Here is a 15,753-nt window from a genome sequence, read left to right as displayed (position 1 = left end):
TCTAGAGCATGATCCGGAAAAGTGGGCTCCGGTTTTCCGAAAAGATCATGCTCAAACAAGAATGAATTCTCGCCGAACGCGGGCACCGACAACGCCGCCGGTCGCATCAACCAGAATCATTTCATTTCTGCCGGGGAAACATCATGGGGGCACCATCTCGCGCCGTGCGGCTGATCGCGCCGCTTGGTCTTGCGACGCTGTTGTCGGCGACGCCGGCGCGTGCGGAGACGTCGGCCATCAACGCCGCCGACACCGCCTGGATGATCGTTGCCACCGCGCTGGTGCTGATGATGACGATCCCGGGGCTCGCGCTGTTCTATTCCGGCATGGTGCGCAAGAAGAACGTGCTGGCGACGATGGCGCAGAGCCTGTCCGCAGTCGCGATCGTCTCGATCCTCTGGGTGATGTTCGGCTACTCGCTCGCCTTCGTCGGTGATGGGCCATGGATCGGCACGCTCGACCGCTGGTTTCTCGCCGGCATGACCATGGACGGCGTCAATCCGGCGGCGAAGACGATCCCGGAAGCGCTGTTCATGCTGTACCAGATGACGTTTGCGATCATCACCGTGGCGCTGGTGGCAGGCTCGGTCGCCGATCGCATGCGCTTCTCGGCCTATCTCTGGTTCTCCGTCGGCTGGTTCATCTTCGCCTATATTCCGCTCGCACATTGGGTGTGGGGCGGCGGCTTCCTCGCCAATCTTGGCGTGCTGGATTTCGCTGGCGGGCTCGTGGTGCATCTTTCGGCCGGCGTCAGCGGTTTGGTCGCGGCGCAAGTGTTGGGGCGGCGCCACGGCTATGGCAGCGAGAACCTGTCGCCATTCGACCTGTCGCTCGCGGTGATCGGCACCGGACTGCTTTGGGTCGGCTGGTTCGGCTTCAATGGCGGATCGGCGCTTGCCGTGAATTCGCGCGCGGTGATGGCGATCATCGCCACGCATCTTTCCGCCTGCGCCGGCGCGCTGACCTGGGGCGCGATCGAATGGGCGACGCGGCGCAAGCCGTCGGTGCTCGGCATGATCTCGGGCGCGGTGGCAGGGCTCGGCACTATCACGCCGGCCTCGGGCTTCGTCGAACCATGGCACGCAGTCATCATCGGAATCATCGCGGGCCTCGTGTGCTTCTGGGCCTGCACCTGGCTGAAGCACCGCTTCAAGTATGACGATTCACTCGACGTGTTTGGCGTCCACGGTATCGGCGGCATGGCCGGGACGCTGCTCGCGGGCGTGTTCGCCGCCAGCGCCATCGGCGGCACGGCCGGCCTGCTCGAGGGCCGTCCGCAGCAACTGCTGATCCAACTCGCCGGCGTCGCCGTTACGCTGGCGTGGTGCGGCGGCGTGACCTTCGTGCTCCTGAAGCTGGTCAGCGCGTTCGTCCCGCTCCGGGTATCGCTGCAGCAGGAGCTGGAAGGCCTGGATATTTCGCAGCACGGCGAGGCCCTGCAGTAATTTCCTCTACTTTATTACCTCTGATTTGCCGTCGGGCTGGGCAGGATTATGTCCAGACTCTGGCATGCCTATGAATCGGGCAAGATTGATTACGTTTTGAGCGCGACGGAATAGCGCAGGTCCGACCAATTCCCGTCAAGCGCGAAAACAGGCGGATTCATAATCCGTTAGGCGGCGCCGTCGATCTGGCACGGCATTTGATTCTAACGCCGGCGGCTGTGACCGCGTTGTGAATTTTCTCCGCGTGGTGGATCTCAGTCGAAACACCCGGTTCGTCTGCACCGGGCCCAAGCGGGGATAGGACACATGAAAATTGTTATGGCGATTATTAAGCCATTCAAGCTCGAAGAAGTCCGCGACGCCCTGACCGCCATTGGCGTTCACGGTCTCACGGTGACGGAAGTCAAGGGGTACGGGCGTCAGAAGGGCCACACTGAGATCTATCGCGGCGCTGAATACGCCGTGAGCTTCCTGCCCAAGATCAAGATCGAGGTCGCGGTTGCGGCCGACCAGGTCGACAAGACCATCGACGCCATCACATCGGCGGCAAAGACCGGGCAGATCGGCGACGGCAAGATCTTCGTCATCAACCTCGACCACGCGGTGCGCATCCGCACCGGCGAGGCCGATGCCGCGGCCCTCTGATTTCGCGCTCAAACCTTACAATTCAGGAGTAGAATAACATGACGTTCAAACGTCCCCACAGCGCGGGATTGGCGGCACTCGCATTCGGCCTGTTCGCTGCGACCGCTGCCTATGCCGAGCCGACCGTCAACAAGGGCGACAACGCCTGGATGATGACGTCGACGGTGCTGGTGCTGTTGATGACGATCCCGGGGCTCGCACTGTTCTATGGCGGCCTGGTCCGCTCCAAGAACATGCTCTCGGTGCTGATGCAGGTGTTCTACACGGTGTGCATCGTCACCGTGCTCTGGGCGCTCTACGGCTACAGCCTCGCGTTCACCGGCGGCTCGGACTTCATCGGCGGCTTTTCCAAGGCCTTCCTGGCAGGTGTGACGCCGGATTCGAAGGCGGCCACCTTCAGCGTCGACGCCAATATCTCCGAACTCGTCTATGTCTGCTTCCAGATGACGTTCGCGGCGATCACGCCCGCGCTGATCGTCGGCGCTTTCGCCGAGCGCATGAAGTTCTCCGCGCTCGCGCTGTTCATCCCGCTCTGGGTGACGCTGATCTACTTCCCGATCGCGCATATGGTCTGGTACTGGGCCGGACCGGACGCGATCACGGATGCGGCGAAGGCGCTGGCGGCTGCGGCTGACGGCGCGGCGAAGACCGCGGCGCAGGCCAAGCTCGACGAGATCAATGCCGACGCCGGCTGGATCTTCAAGAAGGGCGCGATCGACTTCGCCGGCGGCACCGTCGTGCACATCAACGCCGGCATCGCCGGTCTGGTCGGCGCGATCCTGATCGGCAAGCGCACCGGCTACGGCAAGGAGCTGATGGCTCCGCACTCGCTCACGATGTCCATGATCGGCGCCTCGCTGCTCTGGGTCGGCTGGTTCGGTTTCAACGCCGGTTCGAACCTCGAGGCTTCCGGTGGCGCCGCGCTCGCCATGACCAACTCCTTCGTCGCGACCGCGGCGGCGGCGTTGTCCTGGATGTTCGCGGAATGGATCGTGAAGGGTCATCCGTCGATGCTCGGCGCCATCTCGGGCGCGGTCGCGGGCCTGGTGGCGGTGACGCCGGCGGCCGGCTTCTCCGGTCCGATGGGCGCGATCGTGCTCGGCCTCGTGGTCGGCGTGGTCTGCCTGTTCTTCTGCACCGTGGTGAAGAATGCGCTCGGCTATGACGACTCGCTCGACGTGTTCGGCGTCCACTGCGTCGGCGGCATCGTCGGCGCGCTCGGCACCGGCATCCTGGTGAACCCGGCGCTCGGCGGCACCGGCGTGATGGACTATGTCGCCGGCAAGATCGCCGATTACGACTTCGTCGCCCAGATGACCTCGCAGGTCTGGGGCGTCTGCACCACGCTGGTGTGGTCGGGCGTCGGTTCGGCGATCCTCTACAAGGTCGTCGACGTGATCGTCGGCCTGCGCGCTAACGTCGAGACCGAGCGTGAAGGCCTCGACATCACCGAGCACACGGAGCGCGCCTACAACATGTGAGTTCTCCCGGGGTGTGATCTCTCCCGGGGTCACACCCAGAACTACGGTTCGGGCACATACCCGGCAATGCCCTGACCGTTGAGGGGCTCCAGCGCAAGTTGGAGCCCCTTTCTTTTTGGCTGCTGCCGGCGCGGTAGCGGCTCTTATCCGGACAGCCTCCGGGACTTCCATCGTCGCATGCCAAGGCGCACGGCCCACCAGACCAACGCGATGACGGGAAGCCATGGCACGATGGCCGCGACGAGGGAGATCAGCCAGGAGACGGAGTTCACCGCCGTCTGGTTGATCGTCCTGATGGCCTGGTAGATCGGGGTGAAGTCGGCTCCGCCAACCAGGCTGGCGGCGCCGACATAGGATATCTCGACCCGTATCGTGTCGGTGCGTGTCCGCAGCGCGTCACGCTGCGCCGTGATCGCTTCGATGTCGCTCTGTGCCTGCGCCAGCTCTTTCTCGATCGTGATCAGGTCGGCAGCCGTTTTCACGGTCTGGTCGCGCAACATTCCGCTAAGGCGGTCGCGCAGCACTATTTTCGCATCGAGCCGCCGTTCTGCGTCGAGAATGGGGACGGCGATATCTTCCACCGATTGGGCGTGCATGGTGACTTGGGCCGGCGGCGCGGTCAGCACTGCCGCAAACGCGTCGAAGGATTCGGGCTTGATGCGAACCGATGCACGCGCGTTGATGCGCCCTTCGTTCGACCGGTCGATCGACGTGCTCAGGATGGAGCAGCCAAGCTTGGCGCATTCGGCCATATGCTTTTGCTGAATGGCTTCGGTTTCGGCGCTGGGGACGCGGAGCGTGTAGCGATGCGTGATCGCAAGGCGCCGCTCGGCGGACGACGAATTGCCCTGCATCGCCTGAGGGAGAGCCCCATCCGGAACTGCATTGTCTGGAGATGGCGCACATGCGGCCAGCAACGGCAGCAGCACAAACACGGCCCGCAATGGCCGACCAACCGCACGCATCGATTCCCCCAACCCGGTTCCCAAGTTCCCAAATCCTAAATGCGGAACATTACGGCGGGCTGGTGGCTTTTCCCTTTGTTATTGCTGGTAAAATAAGGTGCTGCGGCGCCGACCTCGCCCCTGCGGGACATCGGCGCGGGTTACCGAACCCACTCTTGATGGCCCATACCGCCGATGGTTAATCGCGTCTTAACCTCGCCGTATCTATGGTGACTTGATCAATTTACGGCCGGGCCGGATTCCCCTCGACCGCATTGAAAGTGCTGGCGTTTAGACATGGCAATGACCGCTCCCTCCGGCGTGGCGCAAGACGCCGGCAGTGCAATGCCGGCCGGTCAGGCCGAACGTTCCCCCTTTGCGCGCACGGCTGAGCTCTTGGCGCCGTACCAGCCCGGCAAGCCATTGATTACGCTGTCCTTGGGCGAGCCGCAGCACCCTGTTCCGGCGTTTGTCGGGCCGGTGCTGGCCAAGCACACCGCCGAGTTCGGCCGCTATCCGCTCGCCAAGGGCATCGAGCCATTCCGCCGCGCGGTGGCGAACTGGCTTTCGACCCGGTTCCACCTGCCGCGGGCGGTCGATCCTGAGAGCGAAGTGCTGGTGCTGAATGGCAGCCGCGAGGGCCTGTTCTTCGCCGCCATCACCGCCGCCCGCTATGTCGGCGCGCGCTATGGGACGCCGGCGATATTGATGCCGAACCCGTTCTATCCGGCCTATGGTGCCGGCGCACGTGCCTCCGGCTGCGAGCAGGTCTATCTGCCGACCACGCCGGCCAACGGATTCCTGCCCGATCTCGACGCGCTCGATGAGGCGCTGCTGGCGCGCACGGTGGCATTCTACATCGCTTCGCCCGCGAACCCGCAAGGCGCGGTCGCCTCGCGCGATTATTTCGCGCGGCTGAAGGCGCTCGCCGACCGCTTCGGGTTCATCATCCTGAGCGACGAATGCTATTCGGAGATCTACACCAGGGAAGCGCCGGGCAGCGCGCTGGAATGTGCCGGCCCTGACTTCACCAATGTGGTCGTGTTCCAGTCGCTCTCGAAGCGTTCGAACCTGCCGGGCATGCGCGTCGGCTTCGCGGCCGGCGACAAGAGGTTCCTCGCCGCCTTCCACGAACTCCGCAACGTCGCCGCGCCGCAAGTGCCGGTGCCGCTGCAGCATGTCGCCGTCGCGGCCTATAGCGACGAGGGGCATGTCGAGGAGAACCGCAGGCTCTACCGGATCAAGTTCGATCTCGCCGACCAGATCCTCGGCAGCCGCTACGGCTATCAGCGTCCGGCCGGCGGCTTCTGCGTCTGGCTCGACGTCTCCGAGCGAGGCGGCGACGAGGCGGCGACGGTGAAACTTTATCGCGATGCCGGCGTGCGCGTGATCCCGGGCAGCTATTTGGCGCGGCCGCAAGCCGACGGCTCCAATCCGGGCGCGGGCTATATCCGGCTCGCGCTGGTCTCCGACAGTGAATCAACGGCCGAGGCGCTGCACCGCCTGGTCGAAACCTTAAGCTAATCGCAAGGCTTTGGAAGCGCATGCCAGCGATCGAACGTGTCATTCCCCTGGTCGGCCATCTGCCGGTCCCGATCCGCGAAGCCTTGGAGCGGCGGGTGCGAGAATTCGGCGGGCTGTGCCTGATCATGCTTGCCGGCGTCGCCGCCGCGGCCCTGATGACGTGGTCGGTGCAGGACCCCAGCCTGAGCCACGCCACCTCGCGCCCGATCCGCAACATCCTCGGCTATCCCGGCGCGATCGGCGCCGATCTGTTGATGCAGATCCTGGGGCTCGGCGCCATCATGCTGATCCTCCCCATCGCTGTGTGGGGCTGGCGCATGCTGACGCATCGCGCCTTCGACCGCGAAGCGCTGCGACTGGCATGCTGGATCCTCGTCACCGTGATCGCTGCCGGCTTTGCGAGCTGCTTTCCGCATAATGGCGCCTGGCCATTGCCGACCGGGCTCGGCGGCGTGGTCGGCGACGCGCTGGTGCGCGCGCCCGCAGTGGTGTTCGGTCCGGCCGGCATGATCTATCGCCTGGTGCTCGGCACCATCCTGTTCGTCGCGATGACAGCAAGCTTTTTGTTCGCGAGCGGCTGGGGCGCGAAGGAGAGCGAAGAAGAGCTGACGGCGATCGAGGATCGTGACGAGCCGTTCGTCGAAGAAGACGACGAGGAGGACCGCAGCTCGATCTCGCTCGGCTGGCTGTTCCACGCTGTCATGAGCGCGAAGGCGCGGCTCGGCTGGCTGCTCGGCACCGCCTATCGCTCGCTGGTCTCGAGCGCGCCGCAGCGCAGTGCAGGCGCATTCGAACGGCAGGAGCCCAGTCTCGGCGGCCGCGCGACCGCGCCCTCCGTGGTGCCTGAGGCGAACGAGGAATTCGACGAAGAGGTTGAAGAGGAAGAAGACGAGGCCGAGGAAGAAGCGGAGGAAGCGCCCGTCGCCCGCGCCCCGCGCAAGAAGGCCGAGCCGCGCGCGAAGAAGAAATCCTCCGACAAGTTCGAACTGCCCTCGGTCTCCGTGCTGTCAGCGCCGAAGGCCGCCGATCGCCAGCCGCAGAGCAAGGCCGAGCTGGAAGCCAATTCGCGCGCGCTCGAAGGCGTGCTGCAGGATTTCGGCGTCCGCGGCGAGATCGTCAAAGCCAATCCGGGTCCGGTCGTGACGCTGTACGAGCTCGAGCCCGCGCCCGGCATCAAATCGTCGCGCGTGATCGGCCTCTCGGACGACATCGCCCGCTCGATGAGCGCGCTGTCGGCCCGCGTCGCCGTGGTCGCCGGCCGCAACGCCATCGGCATCGAATTGCCGAACCTGCATCGCGAAAAGGTCTACCTGCGCGAACTCCTGGTCGCGAAGGAAGCCATCGATTCGGTGGCAAAGCTGCCGCTCTGCCTCGGCAAGAGCATCGGCGGCGAGCCCGTCATCATCGATCTCGCGCGCACGCCGCATATGCTGATCGCCGGCACCACCGGCTCCGGCAAATCGGTCGCGATCAACACCATGATCCTGAGCCTGGTGTATCGGCTGCGCCCCGATCAGTGCCGCCTGATCATGGTCGATCCCAAGATGCTCGAACTCTCCGTCTATGACGGCATCCCGCATCTTTTGACGCCGGTCGTCACCGATCCCAAGAAAGCGGTGGTCGCGCTGAAATGGGCCGTGCGCGAGATGGAAGAGCGCTACAAGAAAATGGCCAAGCTCGGTGTGCGCAACATCGACGGCTACAATGCGCGCCTCGTCGAGGCAAAGGGCAAGGGCGAAGACCTGACGCGCACCGTGCACACCGGCTTCGACAAGGAGACCGGCAAGGCGATCTACGAGGAGGAGAAGCTCGATCTCGATCCGTTGCCCTACATCGTCATCATCGTCGACGAGATGGCCGACCTGATGATGGTCGCCGGCAAGGACATCGAAGGCGCGGTGCAGCGCCTCGCGCAGATGGCGCGCGCCGCCGGCCTGCATGTGATCCTCGCCACGCAACGTCCTTCGGTCGACGTCATCACCGGCACCATCAAGGCCAACTTCCCGACCCGCATCGCCTTCCAGGTCACCTCGAAGATCGACAGCCGCACGATCCTGGGCGAGATGGGCGCCGAGCAACTGCTGGGGCAGGGCGACATGCTCTACATGGCCGGCGGCGGCCGCATCAGCCGCGTGCACGGCCCGTTCGCCTCCGACGAGGAAGTCGAGAAGGTGGTGCGCCATCTGAAGACGCAAGGCGCGCCGGAATACCTGGAAGCCGTTACCGCGGAAGAGCCGAGCGAGGAGGACGGCGCGGTATTCGACTCCACCGGCATGGGCGGGGATGGCGGCGGCGACCTCTATTCGCAGGCGGTGGCGGTCGTCAAACGCGACCGCAAGGCCTCCACTTCCTATATTCAACGGCGCCTGCAGATCGGCTACAACCGGGCCGCGTCATTGATGGAGCGGATGGAACTCGAAGGCATTGTCGGCCAGGCCAATCATGCCGGCAAGCGCGAGATCCTGATCGAAGAAGAAGGCAGCATGTGATCCTGCCCCGAGAATTTCACGGAAAAGCGATATCGCCGCGGCACTACCCACGATAAACTCATCATCGGAACACGCGTTGCATCAGAATCCGAAATACCGAATGGCCAAACAGCACGTTCATCGCGCCATCCATTCCGGATTGGCGATCCTGATCGCGACGTCGATCGCCGGCGCCGCGCCCTCATCGGCGCAGAACGTGCCGGTGCCGAAGCCCGCGCCGAAGGGCCGCGACGGCACGCAGATGAGCGCGCAGGAGCAGCGAGGCCCCGCGACGACAGGCTCGACGCAGACGCCGCCGAACCCCGTCATCCCCGACCCGCGCCGCAACGTCCCCGCCAACATCTTCGCGACGTTCGATGCCAACCAGAAGGCACAGGCCGCGAGGATCAGCAGCTATCTCTCCTCGCTGCAGACGCTGTCAGGCAGTTTCGTGCAGGTCGGCCCCGACGGCTCCAAGACCAAGGGCGATTTCTATATCCAGAAGCCCGGCAAGGTCCGCTTCGAATATGAACCGCCGAGCCCGATCGACATCGTCGCCGACGGCTCCTCGGTCGCGGTGCGTGATCGCAAGCTCGCCACGCAGGACATCTATCCGCTGTCGCAGACGCCGCTGCGCTATCTCTTGTCCGACCGCATCGACCTGATGAAGGACACCAACGTCGTTAGCGTCAACGCCGACGATGTCTTCATCTCGATCATTATCGAGGAGAAGCAGGCGCTGATCGGCACCAGCCGGTTGATGCTGATGGTCGGCGCCAAGGACGGCCAGCTCAAGCAATGGACCATCACCGATCCGCAGGGCTACGACACCACCGTTGCCGTCTACAATCTCGATTCCACCAAGAAGATTGATCCGGGCCTGTTCAAGATCGATTTCACGAACTACGTGACGCCGCCGGGATAGTAGTTCGTTGGATTGTAGGGTGGGCCTTTTGTAGGATGGGTAGAGCGCAGCGAAACCCATCATCGTGCCGCATGCGAAAAATGATGGGTTTCGCTGCGCTCTACCCATCCTACGGTCCTGTGGACAATCCTATCCATCGCCGCAATCCATGCTAAGACGCAGTTCCCATGCGTCTCTCCCTCACAACCTGGAACATCAACTCGGTGCGCCTGCGCATCGACCTCGTCGCCAAGTTCATCAAGCAGGCGCGGCCGGACGTGCTCTGCCTGCAGGAGACCAAATGCATCGACGACGCCTTTCCGCTGAAGCGGTTCAAGCGGCTTGGCTATGAGCATGTCGCGCTGAACGGACAGAAGGGCTATCACGGCGTCGCCATCATCTCGAAGGTGCCGTTCGAGAAGACCGACATCCGTACCTTCTGCGACAAGATCGATTCCCGCCACATCTCGGTCGAGTTCGGCGACAAGGCACAGCTCTCAAAGCCGCTGGTGCTGCATAACTTCTACGTGCCGGCCGGCGGCGACATACCCGATCCCGCGCTCAATCCGAAATTCGAGCACAAGCTGCAATTCCTCGACGAGATGAAAGCCTGCGAACCCTTGCATCCGCGCGGTGACGACCGCCACATCCTGGTCGGCGATCTCAACGTGGCGCCGCATGAGAACGACGTGTGGTCGCACAAGCAGCTTTTGAAAGTCGTCTCGCACACGCCGGTCGAGACCGAGAAGCTGCTCGCAGCCCAGATGCATGGCGAATGGTTCGACGTCGCGCGCGAGCGGATTCCATTGTCGGAGAAAGTCTACACCTGGTGGAGCTACCGCGCCGCGGACTGGACCGTCGGCGACCGCGGCCGCCGGCTCGACCACATCTGGGTCTCGCGCGCGCTGAAGGACAGCGTCACGGATTTCAGGATCACCCGCGACGCGCGCGGCTGGGAGCGTCCATCGGACCACGTGCCAGTGACGGTGACGCTGGAGGTGTAGCCGGCCGGTAGCCGGCTGTCGTCCCGGGCAAGCGAAGCGCTGACCCGGGACCCATAACCACAGGCCTTTGTAGTGTGCTCCGCCGCAACCGCTTGCTTCCGCCGCAACAACTGCCTGTGGTTATGGGTCCTCGCTTTCGCGAGGACGACGGAGGCTATGAACTCAACTTCCCGCCCGCGACCACGATATCGCTGGCGAGCTGGCTGGTGCGGGTGGCGAATTCGTCGCGCAGCCTTCGCGCCGCGGCCGGATCGCTTTCCAGCACGCGTTGAAACAGGCTGCGCGAGATTCGAATACAGGTGGCGCGCTCCAGCGCGGTCGCGGTCGACGGCCGCTTCATCGGCACGATCAGCGCGAGCTCGCCGATCAGCGCGCCGGGGCCTGCGATGATCTCGGCACCGCCATCTTCCACGCGGAAAGCGCCGCGCTGCACGACATAGCCCGCATCCGCCTGATCGCCGGCATGGAAGAGAACGTCGCCGCGTTCGAAATTGCGCTGTTCGGAGCCGATCGCAAGCATACGCAGCGCAGTTTCCCCCAGCAGGCGCAAGGTGGAGACGCGTTCGAGCAGCGCTACGTCATCTTCGATCGACATTCAGGCCGGTGACCGGGGATACGATTCGGTCGCGAATCGTATCACGGCACCAGTTTGTAGCCACCGGCTTCGGTCACCAGGATCTCGGGATTGGCGGCATCTTTCTCGATCTTCTGCCGAAGCCGGTAAATATGCGTTTCCAGCGTATGGGTGGTGACGCCCGAATTGTAGCCCCAGACTTCCTGCAGCAGCGTCTCGCGCGACACCGGCATCTGGCCGGCGCGGTAGAGGAAGCGCAGGATCGCGGTCTCCTTCTCGGTCAGCCGCACTTTCCGCGCATTGGCGGCGGTCAGCATCTTCGAGCCGGGCCGGAAGCTGTAGGGACCGACGGAGAACACCGCGTCTTCGCTCGCCTCGTGCTGGCGGAGCTGCGCGCGAATCCGGGCCAGCAGCACCGCGAAGCGGAAGGGCTTTGCCACATAGTCATTGGCGCCGGATTCGAGGCCGAGGATGGTGTCCGAATCGGTGTCATGGCCGGTCAGCATGATGATCGGCGCCTTGAAGCCGCCTTTGCGCAAAGACCGCACCACCTCGCGGCCATCGGTATCGGGGAGGCCCACATCCATCAGGACCAAATCGGGAGAGTTGGTCTTGGCCGCGCTGGCGCCCTTGGCGCCGGTGTCGACTGCGGAGGCTTCGAATTCCTCGTGAAGGGAAAGTTGCTCGACCAGCGTGTCACGCAGGTCGGTGTCATCATCCACGATCAAAATCTTGCGGGCATTGGCCATAGGAACGATCCTCTTGGAGGCAGGCAGCGGACACAAGCGGACAGCGCTTTGGCCGAGACTTGATGGCGAGACTCGCTTTGTAGGTAGTCATTCATTACCGATTCACAAGCCGATCACAGTCTATCCCAAATCAGCATCCGATTGGATGAATGTGCTGTAATCCCGCCAGATAGAACAATCGGGGCCGGGCAGGCAAGGCGCGGGCTTTTTGATTCACATGAGAAGTTCCAATTTTTCAATCACTTATGAGACAACCGCGCGTGATCGGCCGTTGTCCCTGGTCCGGGTCCAACCCGCCGCCGGTAACCCGTGCCGGGGGCGGCTGACCGCCGACGGCTGGTCGGTGCCGGTGGCGCTCGGCCGGGGCGGCATCCTCGCCAATAAGCGCGAGGGCGACGGCGGCACCCCCCGGGGCATCTTCCGCCCGCGGCAATTGTGGTGGCGGGCGGACCGCTCCCCGCGACCGACGAGCTTCCTGCCCACCCGCCCCATTCGGCCCGAGGACGCCTGGTGCGAGGACCCGCGGGACCGCCATTACAACCAGCCGGTGCAGCGTACCCGCGAGCAGAACGGCGACCGGCTGACGCGCGAGGATCATCTCTACGACTTCATCATCGAGATCGACCACAACGCCACCCCGCGCATCGCCGGCCGTGGCAGCGCGGTGTTCCTGCATCTGGCCCGTCCAAATTTCGCGCCGACCGCCGGCTGCGTCTCGATGACCAAATCCGCGATGCTGCGGCTACTACGGCGAATGAGCCCGCAGACGAGAATCGTGATTGGGTAGAGGGCTGGTTTTGCCCTGCGGGGAAGGGAATCAGTTGGGCTCGACCAGGCTTCCACAACGTCATTGCGAGGAGCGAAGCGACCGAAGCAATCCATGCCTCAGCAGGTGGCGAAATGGATTGCTTCGCTTCGCTCGCAATGACGACGTGGAGAGCGCCGCCATCCTTTACCGCGCCCCAAAAATCGCAGATCCTACCCGCACATGGGTCGCGCCCATCTGGATCGCGGTGGCGAAATCGGCGCTCATGCCCATCGAGAGATTTGTCAGGCCATTGCGCCCGGCGATCTTGGCCGTCAGCGCGAAGTGCGGGGCAGGGGGGTCGTTGACCGGCGGGATGCACATCAGGCCCGAGATCGAAAGCCCGTAATGCTCCCGGCAGCGTGCGATGAAGGCGTCGGCATCGGACGGGGAAATGCCTGCTTTTTGCGGCTCCTCGCCGGTATTGATCTGGATGAACAATTGCGGCTGCCGGTTCTGGTTTTTGATTTCCTTGGCTAACGCTTCGCAAATGCTGGGGCGGTCCACCGAATGGATGGCATCGAACAGCGCCACCGCCTCCTTCGCCTTGTTGGATTGCAACGGCCCGATCAGGTGCAGCACGATGCCGGGGTGGGCTTGCATCAAGGAAGGCCACTTCGTCTTGGCTTCCTGCACGCGATTCTCGCCGAAAACGCGCTGTCCGGCCGCGATGACGGGCGAAATCGCATCCGCATTGAATGTTTTCGACACCGCGATCAACGTCACCGAGCCACGATCGCGACGCGCGTCCTTGCAGGCGCGCGCGATTTCCTCCTCGACCTCTGCGAGACCGTTTGGTGAATGCGCGGTTAGCGGCGCTGTGTTTTCCGGTGTCATGTCATCTACCAACGCGTAGGCTAGAGCATTTTCGGTTCTGATTGAATCAGAACCGAAGCTCTAGATTCTTGTTTTGACGCGTTTTCTACGCAGATAAGTCTACGCAATCTGCGTAAACTTGATTGCTATGCGAACCGGCATCCACTTCGCTCGAAAACGCTCTAGCGGGGGTTCCCTCGAATTTTACCAAATCCGGGAAAGCCTTCTTGAACCCTTCGTTCTACTTTCACCAGTGGGGCTAGGGGACATTGATGTCTAAAATTAATTTCAACCGCCACCGCGCCAAACTCAAGAATCTTCTGGGTATCCGCGGGCGGCTGGCGCTGCTTGCGCTGTTGCTGGTGGCCCCCATGATGCTGGACCGCGTCCGCACCCTGGAGGATTCGCGGGCCAAGCAGATCGCACACGCCGCCGAGGAATTCGCCGCGCTCGCGGCACACAGCGCCGACGCCCAGCGCGAGGTCATCTCCTCGGTCGAGACGGTGCTGAAATCCGCCGCCTATATCCGCGCCTCTGCCGGCGGCATCGGCAAGAGTTGCGAGATCCTGCGCGCCAGCGTGCCCGTCAACATGCCCTGGATCCGCAGCCTGATGTTCCTCGGCAGCGACAATCGGATCCAGTGCTCGACCAATAACGCCTATGTCGGCATCGATCTCAGCGACCGGCCCTATGTGACCGAAGCCCGGGCGCGCCGGGAATTTGTCTTGAGCGATTTCATCGCGGCCCGCCCCACCGATACGCCGGTCGTGATGGCCGCTTACCCGGTGGCCGCCATCAACAGTGAAACCGACTCGGTGGTTCTTGCCGCGCTCAATCTGGACTGGATGTCCAGGATCATGAGCAATTACGGCGGACGTGCCGGCGTTTCCTCCGTCCTGGTTGACAGCGCCGGTACGGTTCTCGCGGCACCGCTGGATCAGGCAAGCATGATCGGCCGCTCGCTGGACACCCTGCCGCTGATGTCCGCGATCGCGGATAAAGCGCTTAGCTATGGGGAGTCCTCAGGCTCGATTTCCTTCACCGCGGCGGATGGCACGAACCGCACGATCAGCTTTGCCCGCATTCCGGGCACGCGCTCGCGGCTGATCGTCAGCATCGATGAAGCCAAGGTGACGGCGGCGATCGATCGCGATATCCGCACCGCCTATTTGCAGCTCGGCTTCGTCTGCCTGCTTGTGCTGTTCGGTGCGCTGGTCGGCGCGGAGAAATTGATCATCCATCCGATCGACGTGATGACCCGCACGGCCAAGCGTTTCGGCGAGGGCGACTGGTCCGTCCGCGTCGCAAAGAACAAGCTGCCGGCAGAGTTCGTGCCGCTGGCCCGCGCCTTCAATGCGATGGCTGCGCAGCTCAGCCAGCGCGAACGCGATCTCGTCGCGACCAACGATCGCCTGACGGTGATGGCCTCGATCGACATGCTCTCGGGGCTCGCCAATCGCCGGGGTTTGCAGAGCCGGCTCGATTTCGAGTGGATGAAGGCGCAGCAATATGATTGCGAGCTGTCGCTCCTGATGATCGATGTCGATCATTTCAAGCTCTACAACGACACCTACGGCCATCCCGAAGGCGACGCCTGCCTGACCAGGCTCGGCGAGACGCTCTCCGGCATCGCCGCCGATACGCTGGGCTTCGCCTGCCGCTATGGCGGCGAGGAATTCTGCCTGCTGCTGCCGAACACCGGTGCCACACGCGCAAAAGAGATCGGCGAGATCGTGCGCGCCACGGTGCAGGATCTCCGCCTGCCGCACGCAACCTCCAGCCACCAGATCGTCACCGCCAGCGTCGGCGTCGCCTGCACCAAGCCAAGCCCGGCGCTCCGCCCCGGCGACCTGATCGAAGCCGCCGACGCCGCCCTCTACGCCGCCAAACATCTCGGCCGCAACACCGTCGTCGAGCACGGCCTGGTGCGAGGCTCGGGGAGCGCGGCTGAGATGGCGATGGCGAGCTAACTTCGCTGCTGTCATTCCGGGGCGCGACGAAGTCGCGAGCTATGATGTGCAATTGCACATCAGAGAATCCATTGCGCCACCGGCGCGAGCGGAGACATGGATTCCGGGCTCATCGCTTCGCGATGCCCCGGAATGACGGCGGAGAAAAATTCACCAGCGATTCCAACCTGATTTGCCCCGTCCAGCCCTCGCACAAAAAACATTCCGCTTCCGCCGTCGGGCAAATCAGCACTATTAATCCGCGCGTCTCAGCGCGAATGAGGGGCGGCTCGCGATCGTCACGAACGTTGCGGTGAGATGCGGTGGACGTGAAGTGTGTGACTGACGAGCACGCGCATCACGGACGGCGAAGTCGTGTGGTCCTGGCGCCCCGACGCTGGCGCTAAGTTCGTAGAGATAATCTGCGGGCGACGGTGGCAAGAAA

The 15,753-nt window shown here is 63.6% G+C and carries 14 protein-coding genes; 9 read left to right on the top strand and 5 right to left on the bottom strand.

Going from position 1 to position 15,753, the window contains the following annotated elements; translation table 11 throughout:
• Positions 1-143: 143 nt before the first annotated feature.
• The 3 genes from CWO89_RS27775 (at position 144) to CWO89_RS27765 (ending at position 3,571) form a co-directional block, all read left to right on the top strand.
• On the top strand, positions 144-1,445 hold the full coding sequence (locus CWO89_RS27775) for an ammonium transporter (RefSeq protein ID WP_130581795.1): 1,302 nt from the start codon (positions 144-146) through the stop codon (positions 1,443-1,445).
• 306 nt (positions 1,446-1,751) lie between these two features.
• On the top strand, positions 1,752-2,090 hold the full coding sequence (locus CWO89_RS27770) for a P-II family nitrogen regulator (protein WP_028164751.1): 339 nt from the start codon (positions 1,752-1,754) through the stop codon (positions 2,088-2,090).
• Between the two features lie 38 nt (positions 2,091-2,128).
• Positions 2,129-3,571: an ammonium transporter gene (locus CWO89_RS27765; RefSeq protein WP_130581794.1), complete on the top strand. Its 1,443-nt coding sequence runs from the start codon at positions 2,129-2,131 to the stop codon at positions 3,569-3,571.
• A gap of 143 nt (positions 3,572-3,714) precedes the next feature.
• Here CWO89_RS27765 and CWO89_RS27760 read toward each other — a convergent pair whose 3' ends face one another.
• Positions 3,715-4,536, bottom strand: coding sequence for a DUF4349 domain-containing protein (locus CWO89_RS27760; protein ID WP_130581793.1), 822 nt, complete (start codon positions 4,534-4,536; stop codon positions 3,715-3,717).
• A gap of 276 nt (positions 4,537-4,812) precedes the next feature.
• On the opposite strand from CWO89_RS27760, the gene CWO89_RS27755 reads away from it, so the two are divergent.
• From CWO89_RS27755 to CWO89_RS27740, 4 genes are all read left to right on the top strand, one after another.
• Positions 4,813-6,039 (top strand): aminotransferase class I/II-fold pyridoxal phosphate-dependent enzyme, encoded by a 1,227-nt coding sequence (locus tag CWO89_RS27755; RefSeq protein ID WP_130581792.1) that lies wholly within the window; start codon positions 4,813-4,815, stop codon positions 6,037-6,039.
• A 20-nt stretch (positions 6,040-6,059) separates the two neighbouring features.
• Positions 6,060-8,528 (top strand): DNA translocase FtsK, encoded by a 2,469-nt coding sequence (locus tag CWO89_RS27750; RefSeq protein ID WP_130581791.1) that lies wholly within the window; start codon positions 6,060-6,062, stop codon positions 8,526-8,528.
• Positions 8,529-8,628: 100 nt separating this feature from the next.
• The gene (locus CWO89_RS27745; protein ID WP_130581790.1) at positions 8,629-9,432 is read left to right on the top strand and encodes an outer membrane lipoprotein carrier protein LolA; all 804 of its coding nucleotides are present in this window, start codon (positions 8,629-8,631) and stop codon (positions 9,430-9,432) included.
• A gap of 167 nt (positions 9,433-9,599) precedes the next feature.
• Entirely contained in the window at positions 9,600-10,415 is an 816-nt protein-coding gene (locus CWO89_RS27740) for an exodeoxyribonuclease III (RefSeq protein WP_130581789.1), read from the top strand.
• A gap of 154 nt (positions 10,416-10,569) precedes the next feature.
• Here CWO89_RS27740 and CWO89_RS27735 read toward each other — a convergent pair whose 3' ends face one another.
• Both CWO89_RS27735 and CWO89_RS27730 read right to left on the bottom strand, forming a co-directional pair.
• Entirely contained in the window at positions 10,570-11,010 is a 441-nt protein-coding gene (locus CWO89_RS27735) for a cyclic nucleotide-binding domain-containing protein (RefSeq protein ID WP_130581788.1), read from the bottom strand.
• 41 nt (positions 11,011-11,051) lie between these two features.
• The gene (locus CWO89_RS27730) at positions 11,052-11,738 is read right to left on the bottom strand and encodes a response regulator transcription factor (protein ID WP_027582830.1); all 687 of its coding nucleotides are present in this window, start codon (positions 11,736-11,738) and stop codon (positions 11,052-11,054) included.
• 217 nt (positions 11,739-11,955) lie between these two features.
• Between CWO89_RS27730 and CWO89_RS27725 the strand changes: the two genes are divergently transcribed.
• Entirely contained in the window at positions 11,956-12,525 is a 570-nt protein-coding gene (locus CWO89_RS27725) for a L,D-transpeptidase family protein (RefSeq protein ID WP_130581787.1), read from the top strand.
• Between the two features lie 165 nt (positions 12,526-12,690).
• Here CWO89_RS27725 and CWO89_RS27720 read toward each other — a convergent pair whose 3' ends face one another.
• Positions 12,691-13,380: a YggS family pyridoxal phosphate-dependent enzyme gene (locus CWO89_RS27720; protein ID WP_130581786.1), complete on the bottom strand. Its 690-nt coding sequence runs from the start codon at positions 13,378-13,380 to the stop codon at positions 12,691-12,693.
• Between the two features lie 251 nt (positions 13,381-13,631).
• On the opposite strand from CWO89_RS27720, the gene CWO89_RS27715 reads away from it, so the two are divergent.
• A complete protein-coding gene (locus CWO89_RS27715) occupies positions 13,632-15,329 on the top strand; it encodes a diguanylate cyclase domain-containing protein (RefSeq protein WP_130581785.1) in 1,698 nt (565 codons plus the stop codon).
• Between the two features lie 59 nt (positions 15,330-15,388).
• Here the strand turns inward: CWO89_RS27715 and CWO89_RS46185 are convergent, their stop codons facing one another.
• A complete protein-coding gene (locus tag CWO89_RS46185) occupies positions 15,389-15,532 on the bottom strand; it encodes a hypothetical protein (RefSeq protein WP_165421370.1) in 144 nt (47 codons plus the stop codon).
• Between the last annotated feature and the right edge of the window lie 221 nt (positions 15,533-15,753).

Origin of the sequence: Bradyrhizobium sp. Leo170 (genome assembly GCF_004296405.1) — a bacterium.
In the GTDB taxonomy this organism is placed as follows: Bacteria; Pseudomonadota; Alphaproteobacteria; order Rhizobiales; family Xanthobacteraceae; genus Bradyrhizobium.
Note: the sequence above shows the minus strand (reverse complement) of the source record. Positions and strands in the feature narration are given on the sequence as shown.